This is a genomic window from Paenibacillus oryzisoli (assembly GCF_001653565.1).
GTDB lineage: Bacteria > Bacillota > Bacilli > Paenibacillales > NBRC-103111 > Paenibacillus_E > Paenibacillus_E oryzisoli.
On the sequence record NZ_LYPB01000049.1, the window covers coordinates 164,803 to 185,430 of the forward strand.

The window sequence follows — 20,628 nt, forward strand, 5'->3', positions numbered from 1 at the left end:
GCAGAATTCTCAATATTTGACTTGGTTAGGCACTCGCAGAGTCTGCGTTGGAAATTGGACATACATTATAGGGCAGATGACTTTTATACTTGTATACTTGATTAGGAGGAAACGCTATGCATATCGATCTTGGCTGCGGTCACCACAAGCATCTGAACTTCTACGGCATTGATCGCGCCCAGTTACCAGGCGTTGATTTGGTATGTGACATCAACGCGGGCATTCCATTGCCCGACAATTCCGTCGAATTTGTCATGGCTAGTCGCAGTCTTCCCTATGTAACTGATTTGTTCGCTGTCATGTCTGAGCTTTATCGGATTTGTACGCACAAAGCGATTGTGTGCATACTCTCCCCTTATGCTCATCATTTCCGTCATATATCGAATCCCTATTTGAAGCACAAATTTGATGAATATACGCCTCGTTATTTGACGAATACCTTTCTTCAACCCGCAGGCAGTCCGATTTGCCCCCCTGTGCCTGAGTATCTTGAGCATATCGTGCCATTCGATTTCCGCCTCATCCGCATGGAGTTCTTCTATGAGCCTCCTTTTTCAACTACGTTATATGAGCAGGACGAATTAGATATGTTGCAATACGTGCAACCCAATCTAATAAGCGAAATTATGTATCATTTCGTCGTCGTTAAGAATGACATGCGAATTGATGATTGGCATCGCATCTGCCAGAAAAAGTATGATGAACCGGATTGGGTCCCTTCCTTACGTCGTCAAAAATCACCTGACATGGAAGAGACCGTCCAAGAGCTCGATATCATCCCCATCCCTCAGTCAAAAAGGGAAACACCTGCGCACCCGATTTCTAACCATGCGTCAATTAAACCCTCAAAAAAACCAACCCAACCGCCTAAAAAGAAAGCATCTTCACGCAAGTAAGATTTTTCATTCACAGTAATCATTTTTTCGTTTCTGACTCATATCTTAAAACCATCGGCCTATTTTTCTTTCCATCACCACACCGTTTACTCAATTCTGAGTAATGAACGGTTCAAATACTAGGGGGTGACGATCATAGCTCTCGTCGTCAGGGCCACACTCAACGCAACTGGCGCGATTACGTTCACCGGAAATACACTTGGCCTAAGCCGTTCGAATACGGATGGTGTACCGGGAACTCAAGACAGCATCGGTGCTTTTACCACGACCAACACAGCCCTCAAATATGGAACTTATCCATCAGGAACAACGAGTCTATATACACTCAACAATTCTTCTGCGATTCTAACCCTTCCTGCTGGAAGTACCATTTTGTATGCTGAGTTGATCTGGGGCGGTTCTTATGTGAATGGCACGGTTAATTTAACCGCATTTATTAACAATGCCGTCACGTTTACCACACCGGCAGGAACCAGCTCTATTACGCCAGACAATGCAACAAAGAATGAATTTGACTTAGGCGGCGGAGCTCTCGGTTATGTCAGATCCGCGAATGTCACGACGCTCGTTCAACAAGGGATGGCTGGCACTTATACAACAGGAAATGTCGTTGGAACGATCGTAATTCCTGGTGATTCCACCGCCAACCATGCGGGTTGGACACTCGCTGTCATTTACCAGAACACCAGTTTGCCATTTCGGAATATGTCGCTTCGGGTTGGTGCCGTCCTTGTCCAATCGACATCACCGCCAGTCAATACCACGATTACCGGATTCGCCACACCAGTAACGGGTGCTCTAGGCGGGCGAACCTTATTCAGCGCCCAGGAAGGAGATGCCAATCGAACCGGGGACCAAGCTTTATTCGGCCCCACAACCGGTTCATTAGTCGCATTGTCTGGACCCAATAACTTTGCCAATAACTTCTTTGCCTCCCAAATTAATAATGACACAGGAAACCTGAATACCACAGGTACTTTCGGAAGTTCTAACCAAATAAATGGGACGCCTGGCACGAATATTAGTGCTGGACGACAAGGTTGGGACATCACGAATATTGATGTTTCGGCACGGCTCATTAACAATCAATCATCGGCTGTACTGCAATTAACGACCTCAGGGGACGCCTATGTCGTGAATGGTAATGGGATTCAGGTGGACATTAATGCACCCAAAATTAATGTCACCAAAAGCGCGAATGTTGCCGGAACCGTCGTAGGAGATACGATTACCTATACTGTTACTACAAGCAATACGGGAACAGCTAGTGCTGCTAGTATCGTCCTCTCGGATTTACTGCCGACAGGTTCTACCTTCGTACCTGGAAGTGTCACCGTAGCTGGTATACCAAGACCCAACTTCGATATTACGACAGGTGCTCCGCTCGGTTCACTAGCTTTTGGCTCCTCCATTGTCGTCTCGTATAAAGCAACGATTACCAGTATTCCAACGCCATCGCAGATTGGGAATATGGCGAATGCAGCCTTTACTTTCCAAAGTGTGGCCGGCGGTAACGTCATCACTGGCGTAATTCCGTCTAATACCGTAACAACGCCCATATATGCCCCAAAAATTGGCATCGTAAAATCTGCCAGTACCGCCAATGGCTCTGTCGGTAGTACGGTTACGTATACGTTGCAAGTCGCCAATACGGGAAATATCGGCGCTAATGTCACCATTACCGATAATATTCCCGCTGGTACTTCCTTCGTACCGAATAGCTTTCAAGTAAACGGTGTAACCGTCCCGGGCGCCAATCCCGTTACTGGTGTCAACATTGGAACCGTAGCCGCTGGCGGCACCACGACTGTCACATTTGCTGTCTTAATCAATACACTGCCTTCACCGCCACAGCTAGTGAACAAAGCCAATAGTACATACACGTTTCAACCTCCAGACGGCAGAACCATTCCAGGTACTGCGGAATCGAATACCGTCACCATCCCTGTCCGACTGCCTAGCGTCGGAGCTGTCAAAAGCACGCTAGTCGTGGATGCTGTCGTAGGCGATACCTTTACCTACAGCACGGTCATCACGAACTCGGGTGTGGAGAGCGTCACGAATGTGAATATGACGGATATTGTTCCTGCTGGTGCTGTCTTTGTGACTGGCAGTGTATTCGTGGGCGGCGTTTCTAAGCCGACTGCAACCCCAGACGGCGGGATCGCCGTTGGCACCATTGGTGCTGGCAATTCAGTCACCGTCACTTTCCAAGTAACTGTCACTTCCTTGCCTGCCTCACAGCAGTTGGCGAATCAGGCAAGTATCTCCTATAGTTCAGGTACCTTTGCCGGAACCACGTTATCTAATACAACAATTACACCTGTTTACAAGGCGCAAGCTGCCATTAGCAAGTCCATTAATAGTACAAATGCTACCGTCGGTGATACGCTCACTTACACGCTCACCGTGAACAATCAAGGGAACATTGCCATTCAACCCACCGTGGTTGATCTCATATCACCCTCAACCTCGTTCGTGCCTGGCAGTGTTACGATTAACGGCGTCTCGAGTCCAGCTTCCAACCCTGCGACAGGGATTGCCACAGGATCGCTAGCTCCATCTGGAACAGCTACGGTTACATTCCAAGTTATCTTGCAAAGCTTGCCTTCTCCACCAAGACTTACGAATTCCGCTACCGTGAATTTCACCTATCAACCGCCTGATGGGCGCACTTTGTCCGGCAGTGCCACTTCCAATACGACTGACATCCCTGCCTCTGCTCCTAATGTAACCGTTAATAAGGCAGTGAACCTGTTATATGCGGCAGTTGGCGAAACGCTGATTTATACGCTTGATATTCTCAATAACAGTATTGTTTCCGTTAACAATGTGGTGGTCAATGATTCGCTGCCGACCGGCGTTACATTCCAAGCTGGCAGTGTAACCGTTAATGGGGTTCCCAGATCAACAGCGGATCCCAATGTTGGTTTCACGCTGGGCAGCATAAGTCCAGGCGCCTCGGCACAGGTTGTTTTCAACGCTACTGTCACATCGGTTCCTAGTCCGCCTCAAGCTGTCAACCATGCCAGTCTTAGCTTTACCTCCGGATCTTTCTCAGGGGCTGCCTTCTCTAACTCTGTCACTACACAAGTGGAACAGCCGATTCTATCTCTTCTCAAAAGTGCGAGCGAATCACTCGCCGTTATTGGTGATATTGTCACTTACACCATTGAAACTCGCAATACAGGCAGTGTTGCAGCGGATGTCACCATTTATGACAACATCCCCGCTGGTACTATGTTTATTGTGAACAGCTGTATCGTGGATAATGTTCCCCTGCCAGGTGTTGATCCAGTCAGCGGTATTCCTATAGGTACAATTCCAGTGGGCAGCGCGAAAATTGTTACCTTTGAGGTTGAAGTCGTATCTTTGCCAAGTCCACAGCAGCTCGTCGATCAGGCGACAACCAGCTACACGTTCATGCTCACAGATGGCCGTACATTATCTGGATCAGGGAGTTCCAATACGGTGATCATCCCCGTATCCGCTCCTAACGTCACAGTGATGACAACAAGCAACGTAAGTTCTGCCATCCAAGGCGACACGGTTAAATATACGATTGTCGTCACCAACCAAGGTGTTGCGAACGTCAACAATGTTGTCCTAACTAGCATTGCCGATGTAAGCACTTCATTCATTCCCGGAAGCGTCATCGTGAACGGTCTACCATCGCCGAACACGAATCCGTCCACCGGTATTCCAATCGGAACACTGGCTCCCAATACGCCGGTAACCGTGACATTTGAGGTGAAAATCACAATGCCAACGCCACAAATCATTAACCAATCTAGTGTCAGCTTTACATCGGGTACGTTCTCAGGCTCCTCCTCTTCCAATAATGTTGTCACACCTGTCACGCAAGCGAATTTGACCCTGCTGAAAACGGCCAACACATCGAATGCCACTGTTGGTGATACCGTCCTCTACAGCATTCTTGTGACGAATACAGGCAATCTTGAAGCGACTGTGATTGTGACCGATACAATTCCAGCAGGAACCTCTTTCGTTGAGAACAGTGCGATTGTTGACGGTACACCGCAGCCAGGTGTTGATCCGATTACAGGCATTAATGCCGGTACGATTGCTGCAGGCAGCTCCAAGACAGTCTCCTTCTCGGTGCTCATCACTACTTTGCCCAGCCCGCAAGTCATTAGCAATACCGGTACAGCTACATATACCTTCTTCCCGCCTGATGGCCGTACGATAATAAGAACAGCGACATCCAACACTGTATCGTTCCCAGTCTCTTCGCCTAACGTAGCTGTAAACAAAAGCACGCTATCTACAGCTCTCACTGTCGGAGATACCATTGTCTATAGCACCAGCATCATGAATAACGGGATTGCCCCCATTACGAATGTATCTTTCTCAGATCAGATTCCAGCAGGCGGAACCTTCGTTCCCGGAAGTGTTGTCATCGTTGGAGCGCCGACACCTGTCGTTCCACCTAATCCAGCGACTGGTGTCTCCCTTGGCACAATTGCAGTTGGAGCCACTGTTACCGTATCTTTCTCGGTACTTGTCACGTCAGTGCCAAGCCCTGCGGAATTTAATAATTTCGCGTCTGTCACCTTTACTTCAGGCGCATTATCAAGCACAACGAATTCCAATACGGTGAACACGCCTATTTACCAACCTGTCATTGGCGTGCTCAAAAGCGCGAACAGCACGAATGCAACTGTTGGCGACACCGTTGTCTATACGCTAAGTGTCTCCAATTCAGGAAATTACGCGGCTGCCGTTACTATTTCGGACACGATTCCAGCCAGTACGACGTTCCTAGCTAACAGTGTCTTTGTTGGCAACGTACCTTGGCCGGGAGCAGACCCGGCGACAGGCTTTTCCATTGGTACACTCGCTCCCAATACGACGGTGCCGGTTACTTTTTCTGTCATTATCGATTCGCTGCCTAACCCGCAGGTTTTAACGAACACAGCGACAGCAGACTATTCCTTTACGCTTCCTGATGGTCGTCCATTCAGTCGCAGCGTGAATTCAAACACAGTTACTATCTCCGTCTCATCGCCTGACGTTAGCATTGTCAAAAGTACAACAGTTACCGACGCGGTCGTGAACGATATCATTCCTTATAAATTCGTCATTATGAACAACGGAATTGCGCCTATTAATAATGTCGTATTCTCGGATCCACTGCCTTCCGGAGAAGCCTTCATCCCAGGCAGTGTCGTCATTGTCGGTGCTCCAACGCCACCCGTTCCGCCGAATCCTGTGTCAGGTATTGCCCTGGGTACAATTGCAGTTGGTGCAACCGTTACGATTACGTTCGATGTCAGAGTCACCTCCTTGCCAGACCCTGCCCAATTAAACAACTATGGGTCTGTCAGCTTTACTTCCGGTGCCTTCTCAGCGGTCACGTTCTCCAATACCATTACAACGCCGGTCTATCAACCGATTCTTACCGCAGTCAAGAGCTCCAATTCAACGAACGCAACCATTGGTGATTTAATTATTTATACGATTAACGTCAAGAACTCAGGGAACATTGCAGCCGCTGTAACGCTCCTCGACAACATCCCTAACGGTACAACTTTCCAAACGAACAGCGTTGTACTAAACGGAATTACCCAGCCTGGGGCCGATCCTTCTGTCGGCATACCGTTCACTTCCCAACCGGGAGCAACGGACGTTATAACCTTTGGCGTAGTGATTGTATCCCTGCCAACGCCTCAAACGCTCGTTAACACGGCAACGGCTAACTTCACATATAGCCCTCCTGATGGGCGAATCATCAACGGATCCACCACTTCGAACACTGTAACGATTCCTGTTTCAGCACCTAATGTATTGCTCTCCAAATCATCTCTTGCAACGGATGCTGTTGTTGGTGATATTGTTCCTTATGAAGTTGTCATTACGAATAATGGGATCACAACGATTAATGGCGTACAATTCTTTGATCCGCTTCCAGCTTCAACAAGCTTCGTAACTGGCAGCGTAAAGATTAATGGAGTAACTGCACCGACTGCGAATCCAACGAACGGTATTTCACTCGGTTCCATTCCTGCAGGCAGCCAGATCACAGTCAGCTTCAATGTCACGGTTACGGCATTACCTACTTCCCAGCAACTTAGCAATCAATCGTCTGTCACCTTTACATCGGGTGCTTTCTCGGCTGCTGCCTTCTCGAATACGGTTATTATCCCTGTGTACCAGCCAATACTTTCTGTGCTCAAAGGGGCGAATACAACCAATGCTACAGTTGGAGATACGATTATCTATTCCTTAACACTGCATAATTCCGGGAATCTCCCAGCAGTTGCAACAGTGTTCGATACGATTCCAACGGGTACTGCCTTTGTTCCAAACAGTGTTATTATCGACGGGGTGACACAACCAGGTGTGAATCCAGCAACAGGTATTGACGCGGGAACGATAGCGCCAGGCGCTTCAGTCGATGTCAAAATCACGCTCGAAGTAACCGTAGATGCGCTGCCATCACCACAATTACTTTCCAACCAAGCGACTGCCAACTATACGTACTCACCGCCAGATGGCCGTCAATTGTCGGGCACTGTCCTATCCAATATTTTGGTTATACCTGTATCAGCGCCTAATGTAAAAGTAGTGAAAAGCACGGATGCCGTTGACGCCATTGTCGGTGATACTATCCTGTACACCATCGTGGTAACCAACAGTGGTATCGAAACCGTCAATAACGTTGTGCTGACTGACCCGATTCCAACTGGAACCACCTTTATCGTAGGAAGCGTAACCGTAAACAGTGTATCCAAACCTGCGCTGAATCCGAGCACAGGTGTACCACTCGGTCCTATACCTGCTGGTGGTTCTGTCACGGTTACATTTGAGGTGACGGTCGTATGACGGCCGACTCCCACTCCACTAATCACCTTATTAATCAATCTGTCGTAAGATTCAGTTCAGGCACCTCCACTAGCCATTCTTACTCCAACATCGTAGATACCCCTGTGGTTGGTCCAATTATTACTGTGCTCAAAAAGGCAAACACCCATCTGGCCGTTCTCGGCCAGATCATCACTTATACGTTGTCGATCGCCAATAAGGGTAACTTGGATGCACAAGTTACCCTTTTTGACAACATGCCCGAAGGTACGGCATTCATACCCAACAGCGTCATTGTTGATAATATTCCATTGCCCATGGCTAGACCCGATCAAGGCATCCAACTAGGAATTATACATGTATGCCAAACCATGGAAGTCACCTTTCAAGTCATCGTCTTAGAAATACCGGCCAATCGGCAACTTAAGAATCAGGCCACTACCGTATATCATTTCCGTACATCTGGAGGTCGAGATGTTTCAGGAAGTTCAAAATCCAATACAATCATTATTCCATTCAAAGAATCTCTAATAAAATTCACCAAACAGGCAAGCTCTACCTCTACGTATGTTGGAGACACGGTCAGCTTTTATTTCACCATCAAGAATGACGAAGCTTGTCCAATCCATCATCCTTTTTTCCAAGATGAATTGCCTGCCGGGGTTGCATTTGTACCAGGAAGTGTCAAAATCGATGGGGTTAGTTACCCGTCCGCAAATCCGAATGTAGGTATTAAACTTGGAGAAATCCCTGCGCATTCAGAAGTCTGTCTTCAGTTCCAAGTGACCATCATGCATGTGCCTACTTCCCACTGTATCGTGAATTCAGCTGTGCTCACGTATACCAACGAAGATGGCAAAGGAAAGATCGTTTCGAATACGATATCGATTCACGTATATGATCCAGCTCTGACTGTAGTTGAATCTGTGGTAGAACCTCAGGCTACGCTTGGAGATACATTGACATACGAGATTACCATTACCAATCATGGCAATATTGCCACAGAGGTTCATCTTTCCGATTTCATTCCGCAAGGCAGCTTCTATGTCGTTGGAAGTCTTACCATCAATGGCGTTCCCTATAGTCAGAAAGTTCTGCCAAGCTCAATTCCGCTGGGCACGTTACAGCCAGGTGCGTCATTCCTGGTGAAATTCCAAGTCACGGTTAGCTCGTTTGCTATTTCCTTAGATCAGAGACTGCTTGTTAGTCAGGCTCATGTCCTATTTACCTATGTACTCCCTGATGGTCGAATCGTCTCTAATCAAATATTATCCAATCTAGTCAGTGTTGAACTCCTACTGCCCATTGTGGATGTTCTACTTTCGGCTACGCCTCGTCAAGCTGAACCTGGTACGGCCATTCATTATCAAATTTTAGTTGCCAATACTGGAAATTTAGCCGCGAATCAAGTAAATCTGCTCGATTGGATCTCACAACTCAATACACTTATTCCGGGATCCCTGCGGATAAATGGCATTCTCATCCAAGAAGTCAATGTGAAACAACCTTTGTCCTTAAGCAATCTACAACCTCGTTCAACCATAGAGATTACCTATGATGCGTCCATCATTCATCATTCCAATGTAAGGCGTCTCACACTTCAAGTTCCTGCAACCTACGAGTACCAAGTGAATGCCCCCGTTCATAAGGGAAATGTGTTATCCAATGTGATCGTGATTCGAATTGATCATTCCGAGGAGTAACCAATTTACCTAAACATGCAACAAAGCAACAGCCTAGGACGACGAAATGAAGTCCTAGGCTGCTGCACGTTATACGATTTAGATTCTGTTCAGTGTGACAGTTGTCCATGTTCACAAGCTGGACGCACTAAACGTATCTCCGCCTTCAATGGTTCCAGTGCTATATCCCTTCTTGAACCAGTTCGCACGTTGTTGGGACGTGCCATGGGTAAAGGTTTCAGGTACGACGTATCCTTGCGCTTGCTTCTGCAGCCTGTCATCGCCGACGGCACTCGCCGCACCAAGAGCTTCTTCGACATCACCCATCTCCAGCAGGTTCATCTGCTGTTCATGGTTCGCCCAAACGCCAGCCAGGTAATCGGCTTGAAGTTCAAAGCGCACCTGATACGTGTTGTAATCCCTCTCGCTCAGATTCTGCCGAAGCGCGTCTAGTTTATCGGTCGTGCCCAGCAGCGTCTGCACATGATGTCCGACTTCATGTGCAATGACATAGGCTATTGCAAAATCGCCCGGCGCTTTATACTTGTCCTTAAGCTCTTGAAAGAAGCTGAGATCAATGTACAGCTTCCCATCTCCAGGACAGTAAAATGGCCCCACCGACGAAGATGCCGAACCACAGGCAGACTGAACTTGGTTCATATAGAGGACAAGCTTCGGATTGGTATACGTCAAACCTTCCTTGCGGAACTCCTCTGCCCACACTTTCTCAGTATCCGCCAGCACCACGGAGACGAATTCCTTCATTTCTTTGTCCTGGGCAGATTCCGTATAAGAGCTGCTTTGTTGCTGCGAGTTGCCTTGCAAGCCGCCAAGCAAATCCTCGGTATTGCCGCCAAGTAGCGTAATAATGAGTACGATAACCAGCCCGAGTCCGCCTCCAATGATCCCCTTGCCGCCTGTCGACATGCCCCTGCGATCTTCAATATTCCCGCTTCCTTCTCTGCCTCTCCATTGCATAATTCATTCCTCCCTGGGTTTGTGAAATGCGTTCTCCACTTAGCTGCCTCGAGACGCATAGATTAGAAATCACTTACCCAGGAATTTCTTTTTCAAAACAAATGCCTGTCACTTCATCTAACTTTACACGCGACGCAACTTCGTTACTCGGCCATCCGAAATCCATTCGGCTACATAGACATCACCATTGGAGTCAGCACACACCCCGTGTGGAGAGCTAAATCTGTCGTCACGATAATAGTCCTTCGCTAAATTCGGCCAACCTTGCTGTTTATATGCTTGCTGGTCTTCACCTAAATGAGCGACAAGCGTATCATCCTTGGCATCGAAAACGGTAACACGACTGTGAAGATCAGGGAACAGCATGTAGTCACCGGTAAAATAAAAACTACACGGCATATCCATATCATTTGTAATAAATTTAATATGGTTGCCCTCAAGATCTACGACTTGAATGCGGAAGTTACCGCGATCCGCTACGTAAAGCTGCGGCTCCTCCCCATCAAGCTTCACTGAGATGCCGTGTGGACACTTAAACTTGCCTGGCTCATTCCCTGTTCCCCCAAAGGATGTGATGTACTCACCGCTTGCTGAATAACGATGAATCCAGTGCTGACCGTACCCATCTGTCACATAGATATCCCCGTTCGGAGCTACAGCGAGATCTGTCGGCTTGTATTTCTTCTCTTCATTGTATACATCCGGAAGTTGTGGAGGTTGAATCTGTAGGACGATTTCTCCTTTCAAGGTTGTCTTTATAACCGTTCCTAAATTCACATCGGTCAGATAGAGAAATTCCTCCCCCTGTTCGACATGTAAATAAAAGCCGTGGGCACCGTCTGCTATACCTGCTGCAGACCAGGAGCGCAGATATTCCCCAGACTGGTTAAATACGGTAACATTCTCATGCCCCGTGTGAAGGACATAGACATTGTCTTGCTGATCTACCACGATTCCGTGCGTATAGCCGAATGATTTTCCTTCCGGCAGCTTGCCCCACCCTTGTACGACTTCCGTCATAAATTGCTGATTTCCTGTTTTCATATGTGGCTCCTTAGTTATATTGAATATCTCTTCCCTCTACTTTACCTGATTCAACATAGACTCTATTTCCTTTTACATCGTACCTTTTCTATTTACATGAATCTTCTATTTTGCTAACCTATTTGTAGTGAAAACTAACTTTGTTTTTAGAAAAGGGGCTTTACATGGCGGTCGAGGTTCTGGAAAATTCATTGCGCAGCATACTGACCAATCTGCATGTTGATGTAATCGTTTCCAAAGAACAACACATATGCGACGATTGGGAACGTGACAACAAAGTTCATAGCTTTAACCGATTGTATTACATCGTTAGTGGCCGAGGGGTGCTCGAATCGGATGGGGTAACGTACAACTTACATCCAGGCCAGCTTATTCTGCTTCCTTGTCATTCCGCTCAAAAGATTTCCATTGACAGCGGGCAGAATTTCCATAAATACTGGTGCCACTTCACCGCCCGTGTCGGGAATCGAGATTTATTCGAAATGTATCGTTTTCCCGTGTCTATAGATAAGTTGGATTGCTCTGAGATCGAGGCTTGGTTCCAACATATGATACTCTCAAATGATGATCCATCCCCTGCTTCTATTCTCAAAGCTAGAGCATCACTTCTTAGTTTACTGAGTCAATTCCTTGAGCAGAATTTCGAGGAAATCTCCGATCCACTGTCTGCGACTCGTAAAATGCATTGTGTACTTCAATATATTGAACAGCATCTGGATCAGAAAATAACTGTCGAGCAGCTCGCTGGAATCGCTCATTATCATCCCAATTACTTTATTAGAGCCTTTCATACCACCCTAGGCTGTTCCCCTATCCAATACATGAAACGTCTGCGAATCGATAAGGCACGAAAACTGCTAGCTTCAGATCAGCCTATCGGCAGCATCGCGCTTGCTGTCGGGATTGAGCAGCATAACTTCTCTACGTTATTTAAGACCTATACAGGCTTTTCCCCCCGAGAGTTCCGTCGCATGCTGAAGCATGAGGGGAAATCATCGTGAGAAAGCCGAGGCTGCAATAGCCTCGGCTTCGTTAGTTACTTGCGATCATTAATCGCTTTGATGATTTCCACAGGGATTTTAGGCTTGCGATCGTAGGTAAGCAACCCATTGATCTCTTGTTCAACATCCGTCAATTGTGTATAACAGTACCCTTGGACAACGCCTGAGTTCAGGAGTGGACGAATGACGGCACGCAGCTTTTGCTCATAGTCCTCATCATTATCTGCGCCAGAGTAGCCCCAACCTTCCCATTCGCTCTTCTTATAGGCAATCCCGCCAAATTCGGTAACGAGAATCGGCTGATTTTGATAAGGGAACCCTTCGACAAATAAACGTCGATTCGCCGGCATCGCATGAACTGCTTTCTCTTTAGAGCTGTAACGCTCCGCGAGCACCTCTTCTCTCCACTCATAATCATGAATGGCGAACAGATCGGTTGTCACTAGCTCCCATCCATCATTCGAAATAACTGGGCGCATAGGATCCAGCGATTTGCTCAAATGATACATTGTCAAAGCATGCTGCTGCTGCAATTTATCAATTTGAATGTTCGGGACACCCCAGCTTTCATTGAGCGGTACCCATGCAATAATCGACGGATGATTATAATCCCGTTCCATCGAAGCAACCCATTCTTTAGTAAATTGACCTACGTATTTGTCCGAATACTCATAGGCATTCGCCGCTTCACTCCAGACAACAAGCCCAAGCACATCACACCAATACAGGAATCTTGGATCTTCCAGTTTCTGATGCTTACGAGCTCCATTGAAGCCCATCGCTTTCGTAAGCTCAACATCTTGTTTAATCGCCTCATCGCTCGGAGGCGTCAAATTCCCATCTGGGAAGTAGCCTTGATCCAGCACCATTTTCAGGAAATACGGACGATTATTCAAGCACAACTTGCCATCCTCGATCGAAACTTTGCGCATCCCGAAGTAGCTTCCTACAACATCCTCAACCTCATTATCCACTAGCAACGTGAACGTAACGTCATATAAATTCGGTTTCTCTGGTGACCACCATCCGCCAAGCCCATGATCATTAAAATCATTCAAACGGATCTTCCGTGCACCTGTCCCACTTCTAATGCCATATACATCTTCGGAAACTAGCTCGCCTTTCCAAGAAATATCAACCTTAAGTTGGTATTTGGACGTTGAATTCGCGTCGATACCATCAATTTCATATTTGATTTCGATTTGCTTCGCATCAATATCCGGCGTCATCTTCACCTTATCTAAGTGGGCGTTAGCAGAAACAGCCTCTAGCCACACTGTTTGCCATATCCCTGTCGTTCTTGTGTAAAAAATACTAGCGGAATCCGCTTTCCAATACTGCTTTCCTCTTGGTAGTGTTACGTCTTTGCTGAAATCCACTGCCTTCACCACAAGTGAATTCGTCCCTGCTTGAAGCGCTTCCGTAATATCCGCATGGAATGGTGTATGGCCACCTTCGTGCGTGGCCACCAGAATGCCATTCACCCAAACCGATGCAAGGTAATCCACCGCGCCGAAGTGAAGCAGAATTCGTTTACCGGCAAAAGACTGCGGAATCTCGAGATCGCGGCGGTACCACACGATATCGTGAAATTCATTAGAGCCAATACCGCTTAATTGGCTTTGAAAAGCGAAAGGAACTTGAATCGTCTTCGAGAACGCTTTATCACCCTTGTGCCATTTCTCTTTCGTACCTATGGAAGCATCATCGAACTCGAACTGCCACTCCCCATTTAAGTTAATCCAGCTATCTCGTACAAATTGCGGTCTAGGATATTCAGCTCTCGGTTGGTTGCTCATTGTAAAGGAAAACCTCCATTGAATAATTTGTAAGTTAACTAAATAACGTGATAAATCCTAAACTCATTATGCAATCCCTCAAAAATAAAGTCAATACATGTTATTCAATTAACTTTAAGGTTAACTTAATGTCACTCTACATGGCTCACTTGTTACTTCTCACTTCCCCCTTACATTCACCTTGCTACATCACTTTCTATCTCCACACTTACCTCCTACTACAACTAGCTACTCTTTCCTAATTACACTTACCTCCTACTCCAACACGCTACTCTTTCACTCCCCCTTCCCCTCTCCTCCTACACGTTTAACTGGAAAAACTACATCTATTTCTGCGATTTCCCTTCAATATTTTCATTTAAATGGAAAAAGTACATCTAATTCCCTCTAATTCTTGATTTCCAATAGAACAGGGTAAAATTAGCTACATAAAATCCAGTTATTCCTCCAAAAGCACGATTTTCACGGAATTTAGATGGAGGAATTCCAGTTATTTCGCGTTATTTGCTGTTGCAGGCTGGCTACCATCGGCATTTCTTGACTGTTACAGTCAATGTGCCCAAGCACAAAAGAACCCCCACGTAGATTTCTCTACGTGAGGGTCCTCAGAGCAAACATTAATCCATGTAGCCAGCCATGCCATTTTTCATCAGATACTCCATCTCGGCCTCAAGAATCGTATCCACCGCAAGCTCGCTTAGCTTCACGTCTGGACGGCCAAGAATATGATCAATCAAGTCATCACTGTCGATATCTACAGCACCTTTCGAACTTTGTTCTACCTTGGCGATATAGGCTTTCTCATGTTTCAGAACTAACTCAATTTGCTTGGGATCCGCCTTCGTCTTGCCGATGATGAATTGTAAAAGCTCCTGCTCGTTCACGCTTGCAGTCATTCTTCTCACTCCTATTCGATGTATGCCTCTTATTGTACCATAGATAGGCAAAAAGAGACCCACAGCAACGGGCTGCGGGTCTAAAGGTTTATATTTAAAAAGGGGGTCGTCTTTTATTATAACCGACTAACATGTATGGAAGATGACGACTATATTTCTTTTATATTACAAATTTACATGAATTACGTAAGGAACGATGAACTCTTCATTATTTTGCTGAAATTGGCCCCAAATTTTATAGATTCCTTTCTTTGGAAACACAATTTTGAACGCCGCGGTCGGCCCCGAAGTCGCTTCTGAATCCGTCGGATGTACATGAACGAAATCATTCCCATCCTCACTGATCGCAACGACATGTCCGACACTCCCCAGGTAGGGCTGTAGATTCGTTACGGGTGTTTTGGCTGCTCCCTGCGTAAACGAGAACACCATATCCAGCTCCATGCCTGCCATGAGATGATCGAAAGCTAGGGTGACTTCCTTGTCACCGACCTGTTTCGTTAAACGTTTATCCGGGAGCAATTTAACGTTTTTCGGCGCCTTCCCGTCAATGGTCACCCAATGGGACTGCACACTTTCCCCCGAGCCCGTTGGTGTGAAATCCGCAATAAGCTGATAATAGCCTCCTGCTGGAAACGATGTCTGGACATCGAATCGCCCGGCGCCAGCATAGGTCGGATGCACGTGTTCGAAGTAGGACAAATCCTTACTAACCACAATAAGGTGCATGAGTTTCTCGTGCATGACATCGAATTTCTCGATGGGGCGATTCCATTTATTTTGAACCAATATCGTGATGTTGGATATCTCTTTCGGTAAATTATGGGGTGAATCCACTGCAAAATGAGCAATCGCATCGCTCGTATGCTGATGTGCAACAGATGATGCCATCGTCATTCCCGACATCCCGGACATATCGGACATATCAACCGTCGTGGCTGACGAACCGCAAGCGGATAGGAGTATGAAGAAGCAAGCTATGGCAACAGCATGACTCTCATTCGGTTTTGTCGGATGAAACCGGCCCTGCAAGAATACTTAACCCGAGTGAGGACAATGCACATAAGAAGATGGATCCACCCCAGAGCTCTGGCGTCCAGTTCAACGTTTCAAATAATTTCAAATGTGCGAAATACAGCCCCCAGATCAAGATCGGAAGTACAAAGAAGATGGCTTTATACCGCCAATCTGCTCTGTCCCGCTCTTTGATCTCTCGAAATAATAAATCGCCGATCACACCACTAATTAGCAGAATGATAATCGAGCTATAGTCCCGGAACCCGTCCAGTACCGCTAGGAACATCGACTCAAATAGAAAGAAGAACGTCACCGTCCCGAACGGGAGTTTCCATCTGCGCAGGACGAACATCAATGGAATCACAAGAATCATCGTGGTAAGGAGGAAATCCACGACAGCTCTGCCAATCGCATCTTCACCTCTAGCCATCCACAGATTTTGCCGAAAGGACCAGGCGTACATGAGGAAGAAGGCGAACACCGTGAAGGTTAGTCCTACTGAAGTTAACGCCGGTAACAATTGGCGAAACGTTGGTGCTGCACCCTTTTCAGCAGCGCTGATCGCACGGTAGGGACTTGTCAGTATCAGTAAGGCACCCGTCAGCAGCAGGAGATGCGTAGGGCTAAGCAGGGCTTCAATATTTTTCTCAATGCCAAACACAGTATGCCAGTACATATCACCAAGCCCGCCGACAAAGAAAAGAATGACGCCAGCGACACCAAGTTTGTAGCCGACAGGAATTGCTGTGAACCATGTTGGGGATTGCGCGCTGATTTTGTTCGAACGGATCATCATAAAGATCCACACCGCACAAGCCAAATAACCAGAGTAAAGAATCGCGTGCCACGGTGTAAAAAATGTTTCTACTGCGCCATGATTATGGGCGAAACCATCAATAAACAAACCAATGATAAGCCACATGCCCATGATCATTGTAATCGAATGCTTGGACGTCGTCGTGGTTGCTTGCGTCTTACTCACCGCTACTTGGACGGACACAACAATCAGCTCCTTATGAGATCGGTAAATGTAATTCTTCCGAGGTGCTAAGTCCATCATATAACGCCTGTTGACGCAGTGCCACATATAACTCTGCTTTGGTAGAATTATAATACGGTAATACGAACAACACTCCTACGCCGAGCGCTATTGCACCAAGAAGGAACCACCCAATAAACGAGAGATCCAGTACAAACATCCGCCATTTATGGCCTCGCGTCATCTGGTTGCTGAGCTGAACCGCTCTTTTCCGACCAATAGTCGGATTGTCGCCAAGGATATATGGCACCATGCTGTACGCATAGGACTTCACTATGCCTGGAATGATGAGCAATAAAAACCATAAGAAATTAAGTAAAGCACTCCAGAACATAGCAGCAACCGTGCCTAGGTATCTTCCTTTGCCGAATGCGTATAGGAGATAGTTCATATTCACATCGCCTTGGGAGGCTTGTTTGAAATATTGCTGTGCATTCACCTTAAACGGATTAAGTACGAAGATACTGAAGGCTATCGCTGACAAACCAGCTATAATCGCAACAATGACGATGATAACAAGAATGAGTGCACCGACACCATCCGAAATATCCCCCGTGCCTAGATGCCAGTCTGATATGTTGAATGACGACGACGATGCCCCATTACTTGAACCCCAATTATTGCAGCTCGGAACCCCGCCTCCAACAATGGCAAGCAGCAAACTAACCAGAAATGCCTTCCAATACGATGTGCGAAGTACTTGTTTGGCTCTGCTCTTCAACTCTTTACGTGACCAACCCACGCAATCCCTCCTCAAATAAATACATATATACCATCTTATTGGGTCTTGGAAAGTCATAGAACAATACGCTATCCCTCACTCATAAAAACATCTCATCTTAATATCTTGCTCGTAATTGCCAAATCCCTTGCCGAAAAGTGTTAGACCACCGCGCCCACGTTTCGTATCCTCCGCACTTATTCGAAACACCCAGTACTTCGGATCAATACGCAGGTCCGTGATGCTGATATCCGAAAGTCGTTGACCATCCATGAATGTCCCCCTATCCGTAATCCGAAGAACCTTCAGGAGCCCATACTGATTCACATCCGAGTGCCACCACTCTGGTGTTAGCTTCCCCCTCGTCTCTCCATAGTCACCAGGACTTGTCCATACACCAAGCTGCGTTTCATTCAGTGTAAAACAAATATCTGATGGCCAATTCTCATTTACTTGAGGAGCTTCCGAGCCAATTTCCAGTGAGATTTCTATTTCTTTCAGAGAGTCATCTTTCAACAAATAATTGGGTACTTTATACTCGACAAATCCTCTCCCAAACCAGAGAATACCAGCCTCTACTCTTTCAGGATCCATAAAATAGGCCGGATTATCATAGTTGCCAATGACCTTCTCGGTCGTAGCAAGCCCACATGTCGGCCACGCTTCATAATCGGTGTAATGTCCGATTGGCACGGACACTTCCTTGCATTTATGCAAGGAGGTTCTTTCCGGAGATAGCTTAATCTGCAAATAGGACGTATTCACGAAACAATATTTATAAGTTCCACCGTTAACACGCCTCATCTTACTCCCTACAAGTCCTGCTTGCTCGAGTTTGTTAACATGGCTGCTGACAATGGCATTGCTGAGATAGAGTTCGGCAGCTAGTTCCTTAATGTGCATTTCCTTTATGAATAGTTTATCTATGATTTTCAGGCGAACTTCACTCGCCAATGCCTCATACACTTGAAGCGAAGCAGCATCTGTCTTAAGATACATTCGTTCACACCCTTTAGAATACGCAATTTTATTAATCCTATAAAATAACCATTGATGATCAACTCCATTATCGTACATAATAAAGATGAAATCAACATAAGTAGAATTCACAAATATATTAATTATTAATATAAGGAGCGATCAATCATGTCTTTACGTTCACAAATGCTCATCGACAAAAGTTTTGTTCTAGCTCAAATTGACCCTCGTCTATACGGATCCTTCATCGAACATCTGGGACGGGCTGTTTATGGAGGGATTTATGAACCCGATCACCCTACGGCAGATGAGAATGGTTTCCGACTAGATGCGATGGAAGCGATCCGCGCGCTGCAAGTTCCGATTATTCGTTACCCAGGCGGCAACTTCGTTTCCGGATATAATTGGGAAGATGGCGTTGGACCTAAGAAAGACCGTAGACGATTGCTAGAACTAGCATGGTGGACAACGGAGACGAATGAAGTGGGCACGAATGAATTCGCGGATTGGGCGAAGTTAGTTGGTTCTGAAGTGATGATGGCGGTTAATCTCGGCACACGCGGCATTGACGATGCTAGAAATCTGATTGAGTACTGCAATCATCCTTCTGGCTCCTATTATAGTGATCTGCGCATTTCCCACGGCTATAAGGAACCCCATCGTTTCAAAACCTGGTGTCTAGGCAACGAAATGGATGGCCCTTGGCAGATTGGCACGAAGACGGCTGTTGAGTATGGTCGCCTCGCGAATGAAACGGCCAAAGTGATGCGTTGGGTAGATCCTAGTATCGAGTTAGTGGCTTGTGGCAGTTCATCGAGCGGTATGAGTACGTTTGCAGATTGGGAAGCTACCGTTCTGGATTTGAGCTATGAGAATGTTGATTATTTGTCGCTCCATGCTTATTACAATAATAATAGCAACGATACAGCCAATTTCCTTGCCTCATCGCTTAATTTAGATAGTTTCATTAGCAGCGTCGCAGCCATCTGTGATTATGTGAAAGCCAAGAAGCGCAGCAAGAAGAAGCTTATGCTCTCCTTAGACGAATGGAATGTCTGGCATACCATTGGATCAAGTCGCGCCGAAGAGCGTTGGCAGATTGCTCCACCCGAATTTGAAGATGTGTATACGCATGAAGATGCCCTAGCTGTTGGTTGTTTCCTTATTACGTTACTCAAGCATGCTGATCGTGTCAAAATGGCCTGCATGGCACAATTGATTAATGTTATTGCACCGATTACGACAGAAACAGGTGGCCCTCTGTGGCTGCAAACGACCTACTATCCGTTCCTTCATGCTTCCGTCTACGGCCGAGGCACTGTCCTTCATACGGTCAATTCTTCACCTAAATATGATGCCAAAGATTATACCGACGTCCCTTACTTGGAATCGGTGTGCGTATACGACGAGGAGCAAGGCTATATTACGGTTTTTGCCGTCAATCGCCATCTCACCGAGACTATGGAACTCGATCTGGATATCCGCAGCTTCGGTGACCTTAGCTTGATTGAGCACATCGTGCTCCAGCACGAAGACTTGAAAGCCGTAAATACGAAGGCTAACCCACATCATGTTAAGCCGCATCATGACGGTTTGTCCGTCCTTGACAATGGACATGTCAAAAGTAACCTGGCCAAAGCATCTTGGAACGTTATTCGCCTTCAAACTAAGCAAGGATAATGGTTGTCCCTTGCCTTATCATCGAAGCGGGTCCCTTCAGCATAATATGCGCACGGGACCCGCTTTTTCATC

At 46.5% G+C, this 20,628-nt stretch carries 13 protein-coding genes; 5 read left to right on the top strand and 8 right to left on the bottom strand.

Annotation, left to right across the window (positions count from 1 at the left end; genetic code table 11):
* Nucleotides 1-116 precede the first annotated feature (116 nt).
* From A8708_RS06840 to A8708_RS06850, 3 genes are all read left to right on the top strand, one after another.
* The gene (locus tag A8708_RS06840) at nucleotides 117-896 is read left to right on the top strand and encodes a class I SAM-dependent methyltransferase (protein ID WP_068662751.1); all 780 of its coding nucleotides are present in this window, start codon (nucleotides 117-119) and stop codon (nucleotides 894-896) included.
* 126 nt (nucleotides 897-1,022) lie between these two features.
* Nucleotides 1,023-7,742, top strand: coding sequence for a DUF11 domain-containing protein (locus A8708_RS06845; RefSeq protein ID WP_082927307.1), 6,720 nt, complete (start codon nucleotides 1,023-1,025; stop codon nucleotides 7,740-7,742).
* Entirely contained in the window at nucleotides 7,739-9,424 is a 1,686-nt protein-coding gene (locus A8708_RS06850) for a DUF11 domain-containing protein (protein ID WP_068662752.1), read from the top strand. Before A8708_RS06845 ends, A8708_RS06850 begins: the two co-directional genes overlap by 4 nt.
* A 111-nt stretch (nucleotides 9,425-9,535) precedes the next feature.
* Here the strand turns inward: A8708_RS06850 and ypfJ are convergent, their stop codons facing one another.
* Both ypfJ and A8708_RS06860 read right to left on the bottom strand, forming a co-directional pair.
* Nucleotides 9,536-10,381, bottom strand: coding sequence for a KPN_02809 family neutral zinc metallopeptidase (gene ypfJ / locus A8708_RS06855; RefSeq protein WP_068662753.1), 846 nt, complete (start codon nucleotides 10,379-10,381; stop codon nucleotides 9,536-9,538).
* 123 nt (nucleotides 10,382-10,504) lie between these two features.
* Nucleotides 10,505-11,425 carry an NHL repeat-containing protein gene (locus A8708_RS06860; RefSeq protein ID WP_068662754.1) on the bottom strand — a complete coding sequence of 307 codons (921 nt, stop codon included), beginning with the start codon at nucleotides 11,423-11,425 and terminating at the stop codon, nucleotides 10,505-10,507.
* 164 nt (nucleotides 11,426-11,589) lie between these two features.
* Here A8708_RS06860 and A8708_RS06865 point away from each other — a divergent pair, with 164 nt between their 5' ends.
* Nucleotides 11,590-12,426: an AraC family transcriptional regulator gene (locus A8708_RS06865; protein ID WP_068662755.1), complete on the top strand. Its 837-nt coding sequence runs from the start codon at nucleotides 11,590-11,592 to the stop codon at nucleotides 12,424-12,426.
* A 35-nt stretch (nucleotides 12,427-12,461) separates the two neighbouring features.
* On the opposite strand, the gene A8708_RS06870 is transcribed toward A8708_RS06865, so the two are convergent.
* From A8708_RS06870 to A8708_RS06895, 6 genes are all read right to left on the bottom strand, one after another.
* Complete coding sequence (locus tag A8708_RS06870; protein ID WP_068662756.1) at nucleotides 12,462-14,225, bottom strand: glycoside hydrolase family 2 protein; 1,764 nt, start codon at nucleotides 14,223-14,225, stop codon at nucleotides 12,462-12,464.
* Between the two features lie 617 nt (nucleotides 14,226-14,842).
* Entirely contained in the window at nucleotides 14,843-15,121 is a 279-nt protein-coding gene (locus A8708_RS06875; protein WP_068662757.1) for a hypothetical protein, read from the bottom strand.
* Between the two features lie 165 nt (nucleotides 15,122-15,286).
* The gene (locus A8708_RS06880; RefSeq protein ID WP_157264577.1) at nucleotides 15,287-16,153 is read right to left on the bottom strand and encodes a hypothetical protein; all 867 of its coding nucleotides are present in this window, start codon (nucleotides 16,151-16,153) and stop codon (nucleotides 15,287-15,289) included.
* The gene (locus A8708_RS06885; protein ID WP_068662758.1) at nucleotides 16,119-17,138 is read right to left on the bottom strand and encodes a hypothetical protein; all 1,020 of its coding nucleotides are present in this window, start codon (nucleotides 17,136-17,138) and stop codon (nucleotides 16,119-16,121) included. The genes A8708_RS06880 and A8708_RS06885 overlap by 35 nt, the downstream gene beginning before the upstream one ends.
* 13 nt (nucleotides 17,139-17,151) lie before the next feature.
* Nucleotides 17,152-17,919 carry a DUF975 family protein gene (locus A8708_RS06890; protein ID WP_068662759.1) on the bottom strand — a complete coding sequence of 256 codons (768 nt, stop codon included), beginning with the start codon at nucleotides 17,917-17,919 and terminating at the stop codon, nucleotides 17,152-17,154.
* Between the two features lie 75 nt (nucleotides 17,920-17,994).
* Complete coding sequence (locus tag A8708_RS06895; RefSeq protein ID WP_068662760.1) at nucleotides 17,995-18,897, bottom strand: ArsR/SmtB family transcription factor; 903 nt, start codon at nucleotides 18,895-18,897, stop codon at nucleotides 17,995-17,997.
* 147 nt (nucleotides 18,898-19,044) lie between these two features.
* Here A8708_RS06895 and arfA point away from each other — a divergent pair, with 147 nt between their 5' ends.
* A complete protein-coding gene (arfA, locus tag A8708_RS06900) occupies nucleotides 19,045-20,556 on the top strand; it encodes an arabinosylfuranosidase ArfA (protein WP_068662761.1) in 1,512 nt (503 codons plus the stop codon).
* Nucleotides 20,557-20,628 lie beyond the last annotated feature (72 nt).